Origin of the sequence: Sporosarcina sp. ANT_H38, from assembly GCF_008369195.1 — a bacterium.
Taxonomy (GTDB): Bacteria; Bacillota; Bacilli; order Bacillales_A; family Planococcaceae; genus Sporosarcina.
In genome coordinates this window covers 65,140-83,086 of the sequence record NZ_VOBC01000006.1, presented here as the reverse complement: position 1 = coordinate 83,086, position 17,947 = coordinate 65,140, and the positions used below count along the sequence as shown (strand labels likewise).

Annotated in this window: 13 protein-coding genes; 4 read left to right on the top strand and 9 right to left on the bottom strand. The window is 36.0% G+C overall.

Annotated features, from left to right (window positions below):
• Window positions 1-593: 593 nt before the first annotated feature.
• From FQ087_RS21125 to FQ087_RS21100, 6 genes are all read right to left on the bottom strand, one after another.
• Window positions 594-1,163 carry an SF0329 family protein gene (locus FQ087_RS21125; protein ID WP_149582577.1) on the bottom strand — a complete coding sequence of 190 codons (570 nt, stop codon included), beginning with the start codon at window positions 1,161-1,163 and terminating at the stop codon, window positions 594-596.
• Between the two features lie 1,073 nt (window positions 1,164-2,236).
• The gene (locus FQ087_RS21120) at window positions 2,237-2,476 is read right to left on the bottom strand and encodes a tyrosine-type recombinase/integrase (RefSeq protein WP_149582576.1); all 240 of its coding nucleotides are present in this window, start codon (window positions 2,474-2,476) and stop codon (window positions 2,237-2,239) included.
• Window positions 2,477-2,757: 281 nt separating this feature from the next.
• Entirely contained in the window at window positions 2,758-5,886 is a 3,129-nt protein-coding gene (locus tag FQ087_RS21115) for a type I restriction endonuclease subunit R (protein ID WP_149582575.1), read from the bottom strand.
• A gap of 7 nt (window positions 5,887-5,893) precedes the next feature.
• Entirely contained in the window at window positions 5,894-7,039 is a 1,146-nt protein-coding gene (locus FQ087_RS21110) for a restriction endonuclease subunit S (protein ID WP_149582574.1), read from the bottom strand.
• Window positions 7,023-8,585, bottom strand: a complete 1,563-nt coding sequence (locus FQ087_RS21105; RefSeq protein ID WP_149582573.1) for a type I restriction-modification system subunit M — start codon at window positions 8,583-8,585, stop codon at window positions 7,023-7,025. The genes FQ087_RS21110 and FQ087_RS21105 overlap by 17 nt, the downstream gene beginning before the upstream one ends.
• Before the next feature lie 961 nt (window positions 8,586-9,546).
• Window positions 9,547-10,722: a GmrSD restriction endonuclease domain-containing protein gene (locus FQ087_RS21100; protein ID WP_149582572.1), complete on the bottom strand. Its 1,176-nt coding sequence runs from the start codon at window positions 10,720-10,722 to the stop codon at window positions 9,547-9,549.
• Between the two features lie 1,137 nt (window positions 10,723-11,859).
• Between FQ087_RS21100 and FQ087_RS22685 the strand changes: the two genes are divergently transcribed.
• The 4 genes from FQ087_RS22685 to FQ087_RS22680 all read left to right on the top strand — a co-directional run bounded on the left by FQ087_RS22685 (window position 11,860) and on the right by FQ087_RS22680 (window position 14,710).
• Window positions 11,860-12,021, top strand: a complete 162-nt coding sequence (locus FQ087_RS22685; protein WP_188006856.1) for a hypothetical protein — start codon at window positions 11,860-11,862, stop codon at window positions 12,019-12,021.
• 249 nt (window positions 12,022-12,270) lie between these two features.
• Window positions 12,271-13,587 (top strand): FtsK/SpoIIIE domain-containing protein, encoded by a 1,317-nt coding sequence (locus FQ087_RS21095; RefSeq protein ID WP_149582571.1) that lies wholly within the window; start codon window positions 12,271-12,273, stop codon window positions 13,585-13,587.
• Entirely contained in the window at window positions 13,532-14,131 is a 600-nt protein-coding gene (locus FQ087_RS21090; RefSeq protein WP_255452491.1) for a replication-relaxation family protein, read from the top strand. Before FQ087_RS21095 ends, FQ087_RS21090 begins: the two co-directional genes overlap by 56 nt.
• A gap of 12 nt (window positions 14,132-14,143) precedes the next feature.
• The gene (locus FQ087_RS22680) at window positions 14,144-14,710 is read left to right on the top strand and encodes a hypothetical protein (protein ID WP_188006855.1); all 567 of its coding nucleotides are present in this window, start codon (window positions 14,144-14,146) and stop codon (window positions 14,708-14,710) included.
• Window positions 14,711-15,184: 474 nt separating this feature from the next.
• Here FQ087_RS22680 and FQ087_RS21080 read toward each other — a convergent pair whose 3' ends face one another.
• The 3 genes from FQ087_RS21080 to FQ087_RS21070 form a co-directional block, all read right to left on the bottom strand.
• Window positions 15,185-16,018 carry a hypothetical protein gene (locus FQ087_RS21080; protein WP_149582569.1) on the bottom strand — a complete coding sequence of 278 codons (834 nt, stop codon included), beginning with the start codon at window positions 16,016-16,018 and terminating at the stop codon, window positions 15,185-15,187.
• 151 nt (window positions 16,019-16,169) lie between these two features.
• Window positions 16,170-16,496 carry a hypothetical protein gene (locus FQ087_RS21075; protein WP_149582568.1) on the bottom strand — a complete coding sequence of 109 codons (327 nt, stop codon included), beginning with the start codon at window positions 16,494-16,496 and terminating at the stop codon, window positions 16,170-16,172.
• A 1,004-nt stretch (window positions 16,497-17,500) separates the two neighbouring features.
• Window positions 17,501-17,896, bottom strand: a complete 396-nt coding sequence (locus FQ087_RS21070) for a hypothetical protein (protein ID WP_149582567.1) — start codon at window positions 17,894-17,896, stop codon at window positions 17,501-17,503.
• Window positions 17,897-17,947: the final 51 nt, after the last annotated feature.

Genomic DNA, 17,947 nt, shown 5'->3' with positions numbered 1-17,947 from the left:
ATGCACATATTAAAAATACACCGAAGAAAAGGCATCCCAACAGTTCGGTAAACTGCTGAAAGACCTTCTTTAAAATTAGTCATATTCAATTTTTTATACAATGAAGTGGTCACGTAGTGTAAATCATACATACAAACACTTATTTATAATGGTTTATACGTTCTTATTACATCATGCCGCCCGCAAGGTGAAAGTGTGTAATAACTTTAAAACTGTGTGCCAAAAGTGCGATATATCAAGGTTTTGAGAATCTCAAGTGTAACATCTTTAACGGAACTTTACCGTTTTTCATTTGAATGCCTAAGCAAAATGTTAGCATTTATTCACACACTCTTCTTGCGTTGATTGTAGGTCACAGAGGTATTAAATGATGTGGTCGTGTGAACCTAACTAAAATTACATCTTGAGTCCTGTATTTACTTTCATAAAAAGCTCTAGAGTTCTTCATCCAGAGTTAACCACTGATTTCCCCGAATTTATTACTCTAATTGCTAGCTCAGTAAACTCAATAACAAATGAATAAATTCTCTTGGGTAGAACATGAGAGAAATCAATAAGTAATGAAAGGTTTTCAGGTGATGAGTTATTTATGATCATAACGTACTAAGCCGTAGTTCATAAAAATACTGCACAATTGGATGCTTTAACTTCATATTCTCAGTCATGTTTAAAATACGTTTTTTTCCAACCCGTCTGTCCACCAAAGCTAAAATATTCAATAGGATATCATTGCTCTCTATACTCTCCTCTATAGGAGTGGATAAAAACTTATTAGCTACAACAATAAAGTTTGATTTACTTAATGATGACTGTGCTGACAAAAGCTCCTTTGCATGTTCTGATATTTTTCTACTTCTTGCAATTACTTTAAGACGATCCTCTGGAACTATTCCCTTGGTATCTTTTCTGACAGCTTCAATTTCTTCATTGCTGATAGGAATTTGGATATTTGAATCATTCTTAATTTCCTGCTCCGTCTGATACCATCTGATTAAGTTAGTTTTATCACTCATATTGAGTACATTCTTTTTATCTACCGCAATATAACAAAGTCCTACTTTATCTGGTAAATAACGATAGCCGGTTGCACGGTATTCAACCCTTCCATATACCGCAGGACAGAGAAAACTCTCCAGTTGTTGCTTCAATTTGCTCCAGGACATATAATTCTCCTTAATTTTTATATTATAAATATTCATTTAGGTAGTCGTTCTATTATCCATAATACAATAACTAATACATCAAAAATAGTGAGCGTATAAAATATCAAGATTGATGAAACAATAACTTGTCTATCTTCATGTTACCCAAGAAATGAAAAAAGAAGCGCCTCAAAAGTTTACACAACTAATGAGAAGCCTCAATTATTATCCTTTATGATAGCATTTCACTTTCATCTTACTTACAAACCCAGTTATAACAATGGTTTGAAGGCTTTATTACATCATGCCGACCGTAAGATGGAAATGTATAATATCTATCGCGATATGTGCCAAAAGTGCGATATATCAATGTTTCTAAAAATAAGGAGTGTAACATCTTTAATGGGAATTTAATGTTTTTACTTGATTGCGTTAGCAAAATGTTGGCATCTTTACTAACCTTTGAAAGAAACTTTTTTTTTGAGTAGTCTGTAAGCTGTGACACCTTGTAAATCACAAGCAACTCTTTTGTGTGAAAGTCACTTATTCAATCCCACTAAAAAAAGCGCCAAATCCTGTTTAAGGATTTGACGCTTTTTGAATGGAGGATGACGACTTACATCATGCCGCCCATCACTCAATGCTACAAATAGCAGGATATATATCTAAAGTTCCCCCTAGTTGTAAGGATTCTATGTTTATGCTGTTCCTATGTTTACATGGAGCAATAAATTAAAGTGGTCAAAAAAGTGGTCATATTATGTTCACATCATCCAACTCCATATAATGATTTGGCGACAGATACAAATTAATAACGTCTTAAGCCTCAACAGGTGTTATCTTGTAGACTTAACGCGCCTCTACCTCGACAAGGTAGGGGTCGCTAGTTCAAGACTAGTCGGGACCATTGGGTGCCAAATCCACAAAAAATCTTTAGGAACAAAGGTTGTTTTATAAAAAAGACATTCAGGCTTTGTGCTTGGAGGTCTTTTTTTTCGGGATTTCCCACCTAATATTCGCCATTTGTCCGCCACTATTTTTATTGTTCATCATCATGTTTTTGACTCGCATTGTGAAATACTTCAGCAACGTCGCTATGTGATTTTGGGATTCACATGTCCAAGTTGAGCCGCTATTTTAACGATGTCAACTCCTGCCACTTTCAGGATAGAAGCGTGCGTATGTCGCATATTTTGAAATCGGATTGCCGTCACTTTAGCCTCTTTCGTCATACGCTTAATGACCCTGACCAAATTACGTGGATCTTGCATGGTTCCCGTATTCGTGCAAATCACTAGGTCTTCATTCTGGTATAGGTCACCCACAAGTTCCATCCACTCATCCTTATTATCCTTATGTTTCCAAACTTCTTTCAGAACAAATTCCGAAATCGAGATTTGTCGTTTTGAACTTTAATGAATTCCTCTATTTCTGAAGGCCTGTCTGCCTTGTCTATCACACAAAATGATAGCAGTTTTCAATTATGCTCTTTTCAAGCAGGAAGTAGATTAATTTGTGTGGGATGCATTTCAAGAATCAATTCCGAATATAGTATTGCACGGGCACTTTAAGATATTCGAAATAGAGGACTTAATGATATATGTGTGTGAATTTTCTAAATATTCTTCTTGAGGTTTTCCGCTTGCTCCAGTACTTCTTTGTAAGCTTCGTCGAGGGCAACGGGAGGATAACCATTCTTTGCTAATAATAGGATTAAATTAACTTGTAATTGGGCTTTAATATCCATTCTGGAATTCCAATCAGTAAATTGTGATTTATCTTCTATAATTTTCTTAACTTCTTTAGAAAGTTGAATTAGTTTATCTTCAGGGTAATCAAATTCGTAGGAATCACGAACATGCTTCAATACATCATAAAATGCTTTTTCTTCATAATCTATTCCCATTTTTTTGAATGAATTTTTCTCATCTTTTAGTTGCTGCATTAACTCAGAAAGCTGTTCAGCCACCTCGTCAAGTACCTGCGATGCATAAGCTTCTTCCTTGCGTCGATCATTATAAGACGCTACTAGTCTTCTCAATTTCTCATCAAACTCTATACCTTTTATCTTATTAACCTTTTTGAAGTTTTCAATTGATTGTTGAAGTAGCTGCTGTAATATCCTAATTTTCGTATTCGGTTTAACAATAGCATTTATTCTAGCTAGATACTCGTCGCTAAAAATATCAATTTCACTTTCCTTAGATTTCGTATCTTTAGCAATCTCAAATATTGGCTCTACACCGTCTGATATAAGTGCAGCTTCAAGTAACTTTTTTACTTTTGCATTCATTTGTTGTAAATCAGGGGCTTCCCCTTTGGTTAGTTTAAATAAAATTGATCGAACCGCGGTATAGAACGAAATATTATCTCGATCACGACAAGTAAACTCATCTGAAGTACTACATAAATTAAATGCACTTTTCAGACGTTTAACAGAATACATAAATCTGTTCTCTAGCTCCTCTGTTACTTGTACAAACTCAACGGCATCCTTCATATTTTGCAATTGCTCGAGTGAATCTCCATTGAAATATCTTTCTTTGTTGAATCTATAGTAGATTTTATCTAGCACTTCTAATTCATCCCTGACAATTTTGATTGCTTGAGTAATATCAGGTAATTCCTCGGATTGATAATTTGTATATTGGCGCATTGCCTCATTTAAGTTCCTTTTAATTCCAATGTAATCAACAATTAGACCTCGCTCTTTCCCTATATAAACGCGGTTAACGCGAGATATGGTCTGAATTAATGAATGCTTTTGAATGGGTTTGTCAATATAAATCGTATCTAATGATGGAACATCGAATCCCGTCAACCACATATCCACAACAATAGCAATTTTAAAGTTCGAGTTTACCACTTTATACTCACGAGCTAAACTGCTTCGATAATCGGGATCCCCAAGCATATCATATAACTCTTTTTCATCATCATTATTCCTTGTCATTACCAACTTTACTTTTTCAATCGACTTAGAATCTTGTTCATCACCAAGCTTTTGTGAAACAAACCAATTAGGACGTATTTCTTTTAATAATTGATAAATTAAATGTGCTGCCTCTCTACTTGAAGACACAAAAATTGCTTTCCCTTCAACAGTTGCCCCTTCTTCTACCCGTTCTTCATAGTGGGCAACAAAGTCTTCTGCAACAGATCTTAATCTATCTGGGTCTTTGAGTATAACTTGAAGACTTGCAACAACCTTTTTACTCTTTTCAATTTGGTATTCATTTGCACCCTCTTTTGCCGCAAGAAGGTAATAGTCTTCAATATCTTGTAATCTACTCTCATCAAGATTTACTTTTGCCGCCCGCCCCTCATAAATTAAATCTACCGTAATACCATCACGAATCGATTCTGTCATAGTATAAGAATCTATCACGGGGCCAAAAACCTCTATTGTTGCATCAACTGGTGTTCCACTAAAGCCAACAAATGATGCATTTGGAAAGCCATTCCGTAAATACCTTGCAAAACCATAACTTTGTTTTATTCCATAATCAGTAATTTGGGTTTTCTTATCTAAATTCGTTTGTGAGCGATGGGCCTCATCCGAGATACAAATAATGTTTGTTCGTTCAGAGAGTAATTTGGTGTCTTCAGAGAACTTTTGAATAGTTGTCAAATAGACACCGCCACTTTGACGATCCATTAACTCTTCTCTCAAATGTTGACGTGATTTAACACTCATAACAATATCGTCACCAATATATTTCTTCGACTCAACAAACAGCCCACTCATCTGTTCATCAAGATCAGACCTATCTGAGATTATCATGATAGTAGGATTCTTCATAACTTTACTTTTCATCAATAATCGAGTTAAAAAGAGCATGGTGAAACTTTTTCCGGAACCGGTCGCACCATAGTATGTGCCACCTTTTCCATCCCCATCGGGTTTTAAATGACTCATAATATTCTTAAATAATTTATTCGCGGCAAAAAATTGTGGATATCGCGCAACAACTTTAGTTTCTTTTTGGGAATCATCGGGATAGTAAATATAATCTTTGATAATAGCCAACAATCGTTTTTTATCAAATAGACCTTCAACCATAGTAAATAAGGAATCTAAGCCATCGACTTCTTTTGAATCTTCATTTACTCGCCTCCAAGCATAAAAGTATTCCTGTGGAGCAAAGATTGATCCATACCTATTATTCACACCATCACTAATAACTGTAAGTGCGTTATATTTCAACAACTCTGGAATTCCTCTGCGGTAACGTACAGCAACTTGGGTGTACGCATCCGTAATGGTTGTATCTTCCCTTATGGCAGACTTAAATTCCCAAACTACAAGAGGCAATCCATTAATAAAAATCAAAACATCCGGACGTCTGTTTTCTTCAGGGCCCTTAATCGTGAATTGATTTACAACACGCCATTTATTATTTCCAGGATTCTCGAAATCAATTAACGACACCATAAAATCTTTCTCCTGTGGATTTTCTCTTTTTAAAATAAACCCATCGGATATTTTCGTAATAATTTTACGGTTAGCATCATACAAAGGATAAGAAGAAATGGTAGTTAATGAAGAAACAATGCGGCTGATTTCCAAATCAGTTATTCCGTTTAATTCATATTGTTTAGCTAAAAAACTTGTTAAGTCTTTCTCTAAAAGAACTTCTTTATAGTTCCTGACAATATTTGATCCCAAAGAATACTCATAGCCTTGTTTTTCAAGCATTTTAATAATTGATTCTTCTAATCGCGCTTCATCAAATTTTGTCATTTCAACCCTACCTTTCTTTACCTGTATCCATTTGTTCTACTATTCCTCGTATTAATATTGGTGTTAAATCTTTAATTTGTTTTTCTAATTTGTCGGCTATTTCCTTTCTATTGCGCAAAACATGATGTATCTCAACAATTGCACGCTGTTCATCAATAGATGGAAGTGGAATCTCAATATCACGGAACCTATTGATTTCTAAACTAGCGCGAACACTGCCATCACTGATAAACCAGCCATATCGATCGGATTCTGGTCGCATAAAGTTCAGCATTAGATACTCCGGTAATATTCTATCGGAATTTTTAATCACAAAGGTGATATAAGCTGGTGATATAATGGCCGGCACATCATCCTCGTACAAGACTACTCGTATAGTTTTATCTCGTCCTACTTGCATTGGAGAAAATGCAAAAACATTTTTCTCTACTATTTTGTACTTAGATAAATCGGTACCAGATACATTAGCTACAGAAGGGATAAATGTTTTCTTTATATTAATCCCCCTTAAATCATGAACAGTATATTTATTTTCAGCATTCCTATTATCAATTACTTCGATGAATGAGCCTATATTTACATGATTTACTGTTTTTTTTACCCCATCAATGTAAGATTCAGTTATTTTTTGTAAATCTCTGCAGCTAGACCTCAAATATTCTAAATTACTTTTCACAGAATTATATAAGTCTACAATGCTGCTTTGTTTTTCAATCGATGGGAGTGGAATCTCAATATCACAGAACCTATCCCACTCTAAACTAGCGCGAACACTACCATCACTGATAAACCAGCCATATCGATCGGATTCTGTACGTAGAAAATTCATCATTAAGTATTCCGGTAACAGCTCAACAGGCCTTTTCACCACAAAGGTTAAGTATGCTGGTGAAATTATTGCTGGTTTCTCTTCTTTGTACAACACTACACGAATAGTCTTATCGCGTCCTACCTGCATTGGAGTAAAAGCAAAAACATTCTTCTCAACTATTTTGTACTTTGACAGATCCGTTTCCGAAACATTAGCTACGGAAGGGATAAATGTCTTATCAATTCTTATCCCTTTTAAATCTTTTACCGTATACTCATTTCCAACATTTCTTTTATCTACTAATTCAATATAATCTCCAATTTTCTTATAGTTTAACTTCATAACCTAACCCCTTAAATGCGTCCACAATCGCTTGCTGAGATTTCTTTTCCGCACGCATCAAATCAGTGAATTCTTTCTGTATTCTTCCCATTTCATTGTGATAATTCAATCCTGAATCACGGTCAATGAATTCGATATACTTACTTGGAGCTAGAGCAAAATCATGTGTTCTAATTTCATCTGTATTCGCTGAATAACACAATTCAGGAATATCTTCATAGTTAATTCCTTTTTTCCAGTTATGATAAATTTCTGTGGCTTTCTCAATTTCTTCATCAGTTAGTTCGATATATTTTTTCTCATATTCAACACCCAAAGTTCTCAAATCCATGAACAGAACCTCATCCTGAGGGTCTTGATTTTGCACTTCCACATGATTTCTTGAGGATATCTTAGCAGCTTTATTCTTATTAATAATCCAAAGGGTGACACTAATATCTGTACTGTAAAACATATTCCGAGGTAAGACGATAATCGCCTCAATTAAACCATTTTCAACCAACCTTTTCCGGATTTTATATTCTTCCCCACCTGCATTGAGCGCACCATTGGCGAGCAAGAATGCTGCAATACCATTACATGATAACTTAGAAACAATATTTAGTATCCATGCATAGTTACCATTACTAACAGGCGGTACATCATATCCTTGCCATCGTTCATCTTTTAATAATTCTTTATCCTCACGCCACAATTTCAGGTTAAATGGTGGATTCGCCATAATATAATCTGCTTTTAAGTCTTTATGAAGATCTTTTGCAAAGGTATCCGCAGCCTCCTCGCCAAGATTTCCACCAATACCACGTAATGCAAGATTCATTTTTGCCAATTTAAAAGTCTCTCTATTTTGCTCTTGGCCGTAAATAGACACATTCTGTTTATCTCCATGATGGCTTTCAATAAACTTCATTGATTGAACAAACATCCCCCCAGAGCCACAACAAGGGTCATAAACTATTCCCGAATATGGTTCAATCATTGTTGCCATTAAATTCACAATACTTTTTGGTGTATAAAACTCTCCCTTTTTACCCCCATCAATCGCAAACTTCTGCAAAAAATATTCATAAACACGTCCAATCAGATCGACTTCCGGATTTTTTTGGGTATCTATTTTATTAATTGCATCGAGTAAAGAAGCTAATTTAGACCTTTCTATTCCTAAGTTAGAGTAAAAGTTATTATCCGGTAATGCACCTATTAAGGATTTATTATTGCTTTCAATATCACTTAGCGCTTTATCAATTTTTATGGCTATATCATTTTGCTTTGCATTATCAATGATATAACTCCAACGTGATTCTTCCGGTAGATAGAATGTATTATCTTGTGCATAAAACGCTGGCATATCAATGAACGCCTCTTGTCCCATTTCAATTAGCTTTTTTCGCTGTTCTACGTAATTATCACTAATAAACTTTAGAAAAATCAAACCTAAAACTACGTTTTTATAATATGCAGGATCAACTGTTCCACGCAACCTCACCGCTGTATCCCATAATTGAACTTCTATTGACTTTTCTTCTTTTACTTTTTTTGTAACCATAATAATATTCTCCTTATATAAAACTAAATTTTATTACACTTGTCTTTATACATCTACCCAACTTTTCACAACGACATTTCACTATCTATGTCCCTAAGAAATTCTTATACATGATTAGTATAGACACTCCACTCAATGAGTATAGATCTATTACTATCATACCAATGATATCACCCCGTCACAATATAGTGACCTATAGTAAAAGTATTTGTGAAAGCTATATATACTCCGAAAAACTTGTAATTTTGTAATTCCAAACTGCAAACACTGTCATACCAACAATAAAGACGATTACAAGAGAAATGACAACTTGTAATCCCCTGCATTTCATTTGTCATTTTTTTCTAGTAACATCTTTTTTGTAATTGGTTTTAAAATTACTTAAACCATTGTTAATATTAGCTTTATCGTAGGTCAATTACAAAATTACAAAGATACATATTACAACCCCAGTAGTTTATATTAGGTTTCCAAAAATTAAAGCCTTGTACTTCTAGGGATTTTTGATTTACTTGCACCACACGGAAAAATTGACCTTTATGTGTGATTGATAAATAATCGACCGGTTTTCCATTATTCCTTTAATATGCGCATGATTCAGTACACACTTTCACAGGACGCTTTGTAAAAAAAATTAATCACCAACTGTTGAGTATTCGTTTAAAAGTCTTGTAGGGTGTCGTCCACAATGTGATTAATGGGTCGATTATGTTTCTTATTTATACGCCGTAGATCGCTTTATAACGCATAGTTGGTCGATGAACGAAAGATAAATCGCTTGTAGGGCCTTTCTCGGCACGATATTGAGCAGCAAAACGCAATGAACCTCGTATAACGCAAAAAAAAGAGGGCCGAAAGGATTTTACTCCCTCGACTCTCGATTTACTGCCATATTATCAGATGCCCCTGCTTTGGATGGGCGTACTTATCATCACGAGCTTATAACACCGTTAAACGGAGATTATAAAGATAATATTTCATTAAACATTTCACGTCTTTCCGAATTAGTTTTGCTTCCGAAATCCGCACTAGTATACCAATCAATAAGGTTTTGGTTACTAGAATTTGCAAGAGGTTCACCATTTTTGTAAACAAAGTAGCCAGTAAGATACGTGATATAATCAATTCTTTCTGGATCCAACAAACTGTTTTCATTGATGAATTCCAATGCGCGATCTAAACCTGCAAGAGTCATTTCAAAACAGTCACTCAATTTATCAGAAGTCATTTCAATAATAATAGACTCTTTTTTATCAGATGCCATAGGACTGTAATTAGATGTATGCGATTTACCAAGAGTTATTTCAAATGCCGGATTTAGTGTAGCTAAAGGAATTGATACTTCTGTATTTTTTTGAACAAACAAATCCAGTCCATTAATTTCTAGCTTTTCTCGGAAAACTTTTGAGTAATCTTTGTAAAAATCTAATCCATTTATTTGTAAGCGTGTAAGCTTCATTTGAATATCCGGCACCCGACTCCCGGCTAAATTCAAAACATCAAACCACTTAATTTGTTCTTCACCAGGCAGATCATGTGCAAAATTCACAGTGTAAAAATAGTTGTTGAATTTTGTACGTATTTGACCTAATAGTGAAGATACATCAAACTCCATCAAAAGAGGATGAGTCCTAATGTATTCTGTATAGACGATAGGATCTTGGTTATATAGTACGCCAACAGGAATTTGATTTTTTTTAATATCTTTGTCTTTTATATCTAGGAAAACTCCTCTTGATATATCCAAGACAATGCTTCTAATGGACTCATCATTTATAAAAGCTTGGTAGTTAGTGCTAATCCTTTGTTGCCCGTCTACTACACTTAGATTTCCTTGTATATTATTCTTATTATCTACTTCCAATCTATTTAACAAAGTAACATGAGGCATATCAACACTTTTAGCACCAATTTTGTTCATGGAAATTGGTGCTACTGGTGCAGATCCGTTTAATTGGAAGTTATACAAATCTACTTTTTTGCTTGTAGTCCATGCTAAATCACGTTGAAATATAGGCATAATAATTTGCCCCATACCCACTTCGTTACAAATTTGACTAACGGATTTATTGACAGTTTCTTTAGTAGGATCGTTAAATGCGTTTACCAGTAGTGATTGCTTAATTTTTATAGCCATTTTATAACCCCCGTTAAATTTAGCTGCTTTAACTAGCAGCTTCTTTTTTTATTGTATTCTGTTTTTGGTGATAAGTCAAATATTTTAAGCAGCTATTATTTTTTAGCGATAAAGGCGTATATTTAAACAATTATATATATGCTGCTTTTTAATGCAGCCTTCGTCTATATGATGAAAGCTATATATTCCACTTTGTATTAGCCAGACTTTTCAAAGCATCCATGTTGAGATCCTTCGCCGGTAAGATATATATTTATCGTAGTTAGCTACATAAAAAAACACCCTAGAAAATCGGAGAGTTTTTCAAGTTATTACTCGATGCCGTAGGTTTTCTTTAAATCGCTAAACGTAATTTCAATTCCTACTGACTCTAATTCGGGTTGTTTTCATTTTCAGAAACAAATAGTACGGTAATTCATGGATAGACACAAAAAGGAGACGAACTAATTCGCCCCCCGTCTCCTTTTTCACTTCTTGTGTCGATATTCGATAACATAAGCACGTCGACACGATTTACACACCCCCAATAAACCGTTTGCAGTTCACTTGTCGCGATAGTAGCAGTAGAGCTCCTTACCCATTGCATTGCGTGCATCGCTTCATTTCGACAAGGAGCTCTTTCGCCATCAAAACGACGTACTCCGATTGACGTCCTCTTTTCCCCATGACTCCACTCCCCCATTTGATCAAAATAAGCCTGCGGATCTTTATTGTAATGCTTTGTAAGTGGTAAAATTTCTTGGAAGGCGTTTTTCCAGGTAAATTAAAGACCTATGCGTCTCGCATTGCGTCGGCTTGTTCGACGATTGCTGTTACCTCTCAGCCTTCCTCTGTCATTGCATTTTGCGATAGGTTGTTGTATAAACCTCCGAGCTGTTTCCGGAGAGAATAGCCTCGTTTTGATTGGCTGTGAGATTAACTGTTGCCGCGGGTAACTCCATGAATTCCCCTCTCATTTCGGCTACGAGTGCAGGATGTTCACTCGCTACCTATACAAGCTTTTCGAGAGCTTCGACCGCTGACAGTTTATAATTTTTATCACTTTTTATTAATGGACAGGCATGTTCTATATCTTCCCGACATATGGTGATAAGGAGTAGTAAAAAGTAATAAAAAGAGATAAAGGAGGGCTACGAAATGGAAGCAAAGAAAACAACAATAAATATTCAAGCGAAGCTGAATCCCGAAATCGATGCCGATTTAATCGAAGAAATTGAGAAGATACCCAAACGTGATCGAAGTCGTACTTATCGTGAAGCCTTGAGGTTTTATTTCAAGCATCGCCAGGATAAGAAATGAAACTAGTTACTCGATGTTGTTCCTGTTCACCTTCCCGATTGACTGCCTGATTACTACTTGAGGAGTTATTTTATCAAGAAAATACAATTCCCGATGCTGTTCTCGATTCAATTCCACCCGTTCCGTGCATCGGGACAATAAACACTCAGTCACCACAGGGGTTAAGCGCCAGTTTGCGATTGCTCGATGGTTGCAACTCTATCTATAGATAGATAACCCTGTGGCGTTGAAACTTAGGAGGAGAGATGAATGATATTCGAAATCGTGACTACCTCGATTATGGGAGGGATTGCATTGAAGGCTTATGTTAAAAAGAAGGGATTAACAACCAACGATTCCGGGAAGATTCAACGGATTATTTCTCTTAGCGGGCTGAATGTGAAGGACGGAAAAGACACATTGACCACTCACCTTATTCGCAAAAAGAAGCATGATGGGTATTGGGAATATAAATATCGGATTCCTCTAGGAAGAAGTTTTGATGACTATCTGAACAAACAAAGCATCTTGGAGGACGGCCTAAACAATAGGCGTCAACATATAACATTGAGTGACTTGAAGGATCTCCAACTGGATGCGAATATCATTGATAATTTGAAAACGTTATGGACTAACAAGTTAACGGAAAAGAAGGAACTGGAATTGTCGTTTGACGGACTATTGACTCTAAGGGTTTATGACGAACCAATGCCCACGCACGTCCCGTTTCAATGCGGTAAAGGATGGTCTGTCCCCGTTGGCATGACAAGGGAAAAGAATACATTCAAGTTTCATGACTTTGAAAAGATTCCTCATATGGTTCTTGGTGGAGCTACCCGATACGGAAAAAGTAACTTCATTAACCTGATGATTGTTAGCTTGTTGCAAAGCAAGCCCGATCACGTCAAACTCTTCTTGATTGACTTAAAAGGTGGGGTTGAGTTGTGCGACTATGAGAACGTCAAACAGACTGTATCCATCGCGTATGAGCCTCATGAAGCATTAGAGACATTGCAAATGGCTTACCAGCAAATGAGACAGATACAAACTAGAATGAGATCTTTGGGAAAGAAGAATGTTCAGGAGGCAGGAATCAAAGAACGCTATTTCATCATCATTGATGAAGTGGGCGAACTGAATCCTGCTGAAGCTGTTACAAAGGAAGATAGGAAGCTTAAACAAGAATGTCAAACGCTTATGAGTCAGATAGCCAGGCTAGGTGCAGGATTAGGGTTTAGGCAAATACTAGCAACCCAATACCCTACTGGTGACGTTATACCTCGCCAATGTAAACAGAATAGTGATGCTAAACTATCGTTCCGCGTTCAATCTGCTACCGCTTCAAGGGTTGTCCTTGATGAAGTAGGCGCTGAGAATCTTCCGCAAATCAAAGGTAGGGCTATTTATCAGACTGCTGACAAAAGGGAAATATTACAGACTCCCCTAGTGACGTCTGAGGTTATCCACAACACAATTGCACCTTATATAGCAGAAAGAATTGTTGAATCTGCGAAAAAGGAGGAAATCAGCTTTGAAAAGGTTAGCAGACCGCGAGGAACAAATACTGTTACTTTTGAAGAAGTTTGATTTCATGACTCGGGATCAACTAAATAGATATTTCCAACTAGGAGGAAAGCGTAATACCAATAGAATACTTAGCGGTATCTCCGATTACTTAACAAGCATCCGTGAAGGGTATCAGACTATCTACTATTTAAGTAAAGTCGGAAAGGCGCATGTGGACTGTGAAAAGATACGTAAAAAGGGCGGGCATGTAAATCACACCGTAATGCGTAACGATATGTGGTTGTTCTTCGACATGCCGAAAAAGTGGAAAAACGAGATTAAAGTGTCTGATGGTTCGGTCAGTGTGGTGGTGGATTCAATGTTCACAGATAATTGGGATAGGAGACATTTTCTCGAAGTGGATAACATGCAGACAATGAAAGAAAATAGAAACAAAATTAAACGTTACAAAGAATTGTTTCGTAACGGATCGATAGAAGAGAAATTAGGTCATTTTCCGACAATCGTATGGTTGACGACCACCGAACACAGGAGAGAACAGCTTAAAGAAGAATGCGAAGGTTTGCCGGCGGTCATGGTCTTTACTATAACTGATATCAAATAAGGAGGAAGATAAATGGCTAAACGAAAACTTGATTTTGAGGTTGTTTCAGAACGCGATTATACAGATTTCAGCGATAGAATGGAAGGTAAATATGCAATGAGCAATAAGGCAATGATAGGGATTGGTGTATCGACTGCTGCCGCAATAACCGCATATGGGATTCATACCGCAAAGGCCGTTCCTGCATACGTAACCGTCCCCGTCCCCACACCCACAACCTTACCTACACCCGAATTCGCATCCACACTCACACCAATAGCCGAACCAGTCAACCTACTAACGCACCCCCCCCTCATACCTGTCAATGCAATGGCTACTCCCGAAATGATACCAACTGGATTCATCGCTGAGGGTTCACTTAATATGTTAGCTAACGTGCTCGATCCAGTGATTCAAATTTTAGTAGCTCTTAGTTTCCCAATTGCATCAGTGATAATGATTAGTTCTTGCTTTTTCTTTATGTTTGGTCAATCGGAAAAAGCGTGGTCAGCAATTATGAATGCTGGACTGGGCTATGTATTAGTTCAGATGTCGCCTCTATTTCTACAGATACTAAGAGAAATCGGGAAGGCTGTTTGATTTATCCGTTTCGACGCAATAACATATAGCCTAATAAAAGCCCCTTCACTATCTCTGTATAAGATACTGTAAAGGGGCTAATGTTAATCCTGAATAGTGTCTATCACTTTTATGGATTTTTTAGGAATGCCTAGTCCTCCAAATTGAATCATCGAGTGGAATTCACCACCTCTTGCATCAAGGGTTGTCTGTGTTCTTCGCAGTATACTGAATGCCAAGGCGCTGTTCTCTCTTGATTGTTCAGCCCTTCCCATTCTGTTTGAGTTCGAAAGGTACTATGCCTTCTGCTGACTTCTGATTGTTCAGCTACGCATCACTAGACAGACTACCAAGAGTTCTTGGCACGTCAATCACACCTCCTCAGGTAAGAACGTAGTCTTTCCAAAAGCTAGAATGGTAATCCATTATTATAAAAGTGAAATTCATTTTCATAACTATTATAATAAATTTAGCGAAATCTATAATGTTAATCACTTAAATGAATTTCCCCAATGAATATGGATCCAAGTTTCCTGCATTTTGAACAATATAATTCCAGATAGATCTACTTTGGTTAAAATCTATTGGGGCTTGTCCACTATTTATTTTGCTAACCAGATTATTACTGTCGAGAAATTCAATTACCGATTTTTCATCATCATAAATAATCCTGTATAGTATTAAAGATAATACATCATCACTTAATTCAATTAGTATAAAATCGAAATAATAAATTACTTCTTCCTTATTCAAAAACATTTGACTATACATTAATAATTTTAGTGATTGTAAAAAGTAACTATATGCATTTCCCAGACCCAGTCCAAGATACTTCAACTCTGTATCTAAACATGCATTATAAATGATTTTTACAACAGCCTTAGGTTCGTTTTTCGAGTCTTCCATTTTTTTATTTTCAAATCCTTTTACCACTTCTTCTTTTAATTTATTCTGAACATTTTTAAAATGGTTTGATTCTAAGTCTATAACACTAGTATAGTTTTTGCCTAATTGATCAATTAACTTAAAAAAGGTATTATCAAAGCGTTGTTTACTAATTGTTTTATTTTGACGCTTAACTTCCACTTGTGTATTTTGGATTTCTTCTTTTTGTAACTGAAGCATTCTTTGTTGTAATTTGAAATTCGCTAAAATCAGATACACAGATGCCAAAGTAATAAACGGCATTACAATTCCAGCTAAATAATATAATACCTCCACCCATCCCCATTTCACGGCCGGAATTATTGATATGATGATTACTATCACTAACACCAAAAAAGCATTTCTGAGATGCCTTTTAGCTTTTCTCTCTAAAATTATTTCCACTTTAATTTCATCCACCTTTAATATCTATTTAGGAAATAAAAGCTTTAAATACTACTATTTGAACCTTCCTGATTTTAGACTATTAACTCTATTCGATCAACGATTAAAGGGTTACACAAGACTACTGCCCGTATAACCCTTTCTCCAAATACTACCAACTATATTTTTCAATTTTACGTCGAGTATGTCGGGTCTTCTTTAAAAATCCCGTCTTAATCAATTTATGCAAATCGTTTGTGGGTTTACCTTTAATGATATTTGATATATCTTCTTTCTCAAAAGGTTGACCATCACTCTTTAAATATCCCAATTCACTTACTTTAATTGCAACTTTTTCAACACTGCCTATGTATGCGTATTCCTTAATAATTTGCTCCTCCAGCGTTTGCGGTTGAATGGATTCAACTAAATTAATAAATCCCTGCAAAATCTTAATTTCTTTTCTTGCTTGATCTACAGTTTTTAAGTTCTTCATCATCTCTCGCCCCCTTATTCAGAGTATTCTACTTGCAATACTAAAAACCCTCTTATTAATTTGGTTCTAATTTCCTAGTTTCTAATTTCCTTGAACCGATCTCATCATAAAAAGCTGCCGAGAAGTCGGACTTCTGAGGCAGCACTGTTTAATTCCCTTTTTTTGCTTTTACTTCTCGCATATCAAATACCCAAAAGCATACGTATTGTTAAGGTATTCCTACTCTGGTTACTGCACCAGCCCTGCCTATATTCTCTATTAGAGTTTTATAGAAAAAAGAGCTGCCTAAGCAGCACTTGGTCTTTAACTAAAGCTACCCGTTAGCCATACATGTAGCGCAAAATCAGCGCTACACCACAGAGGATGAAAATGTGTACAGAACGGGTATTGGATACTACGGCTGGCGAAGAAGGTCGATGAACTATGGTGCCAAAGAGCCCATCCGTTAGTCTGACTCCAACGACCACGGTGCATCACAGACTGTCGCACCCAATACGGGTAGCACTTATGGGAGATTAATCCTACTCTGGTTACTGCACCAGCCTTGCCTATATTCTCTGAAGAATGGAGCTGATTCTTGATTTACCTTTCAATTCAACATTATCCTTCCCAAGGCTCAGTCTTTTTTTAAAAAAACTTTTTCTGAGCTTTTTTTGTTATGCAGTTTTATAGATTTTAGGCGTTTTTTAATTTTCATGGGAGTTGAAGAAGAAAAGTGATGCTTGTTCAACAATCACGCCCGCTTATGGTAGATTGTTACACTTAATGTTGACGGTATGATATTCAGCTCTTGCACTCGTTAGTTAAAGTGAAATTCTTCACTAAAAATCAAACTACAATGGTTCGTGCAATTGTTTTAGTTTTTCAAGTTCGTGTAACAATGATTTATCGACATAAATCCGTAGATAATTTAAACCTTAGTTTAACAAAACAAAAAATGTGAAATGCATTCGACGTTATGTATTTCACAGGACATAAATTCAATCATATAATCAATCTTACAAATTCTAATTGACTTTATTCATTGCACCCCTCAAATTTTCTATAAAAAAACGTGGTGAATTAGCATTAATATACGAACGAAAAGTAAATACTAACTCTCCTGCCGAATCCAATTCAATTCTTGCCGTAGGAGTTTGTTTACCAGAAGCAGACTTAAAATAATACTCCAATGTGTCACCATCAATTACTGCTTTCACACCTCTATAAGTATTTGAGACTATCTCATTTATCTCACTTAGTTTGAGTCCACCAAAAGACTTTTCTATTGTAGCATCAGAAGCAACTTGGGCTATGTCAGAAACCGTCCTAGATAATCTCACAGGAAATTCCCCTTTTTTTATAACATATCCAAGAATCGCCGTTCCTACTGCTAGTGGCATAATCACTTTTGACATTTTCATATCGACATTTACCCCAATTCTAATTTAATCAAATTTCCGTGTCTTAAGAAC

Excerpts from the sequence above, each read along its gene's own strand:
- FQ087_RS22685 (WP_188006856.1), top strand. The coding sequence starts at position 11,860 with ATGGAAGCAAAGAAAACAACAATAAATATTCAAGCGAAGCTGAATCCC.
- FQ087_RS22680 (WP_188006855.1), top strand. The coding sequence starts at position 14,144 with ATGGCTAAACGAAAACTTGATTTTGAGGTTGTTTCAGAACGCGATTAT.
- FQ087_RS21110 (WP_149582574.1), bottom strand. The coding sequence starts at position 7,039 with ATGAAGTTAAACTATAAGAAAATTGGAGATTATATTGAATTAGTAGAT.
- FQ087_RS21105 (WP_149582573.1), bottom strand. The coding sequence starts at position 8,585 with ATGGTTACAAAAAAAGTAAAAGAAGAAAAGTCAATAGAAGTTCAATTA.
- FQ087_RS21120 (WP_149582576.1), bottom strand. The coding sequence starts at position 2,476 with ATGGAACTTGTGGGTGACCTATACCAGAATGAAGACCTAGTGATTTGC.
- FQ087_RS21095 (WP_149582571.1), top strand. The coding sequence starts at position 12,271 with ATGATATTCGAAATCGTGACTACCTCGATTATGGGAGGGATTGCATTG.
- FQ087_RS21070 (WP_149582567.1), bottom strand. The coding sequence starts at position 17,896 with ATGAAAATGTCAAAAGTGATTATGCCACTAGCAGTAGGAACGGCGATT.
- FQ087_RS21125 (WP_149582577.1), bottom strand. The coding sequence starts at position 1,163 with ATGTCCTGGAGCAAATTGAAGCAACAACTGGAGAGTTTTCTCTGTCCT.
- FQ087_RS21115 (WP_149582575.1), bottom strand. The coding sequence starts at position 5,886 with ATGACAAAATTTGATGAAGCGCGATTAGAAGAATCAATTATTAAAATG.
- FQ087_RS21075 (WP_149582568.1), bottom strand. The coding sequence starts at position 16,496 with ATGATGAAGAACTTAAAAACTGTAGATCAAGCAAGAAAAGAAATTAAG.
- FQ087_RS21100 (WP_149582572.1), bottom strand. The coding sequence starts at position 10,722 with ATGGCTATAAAAATTAAGCAATCACTACTGGTAAACGCATTTAACGAT.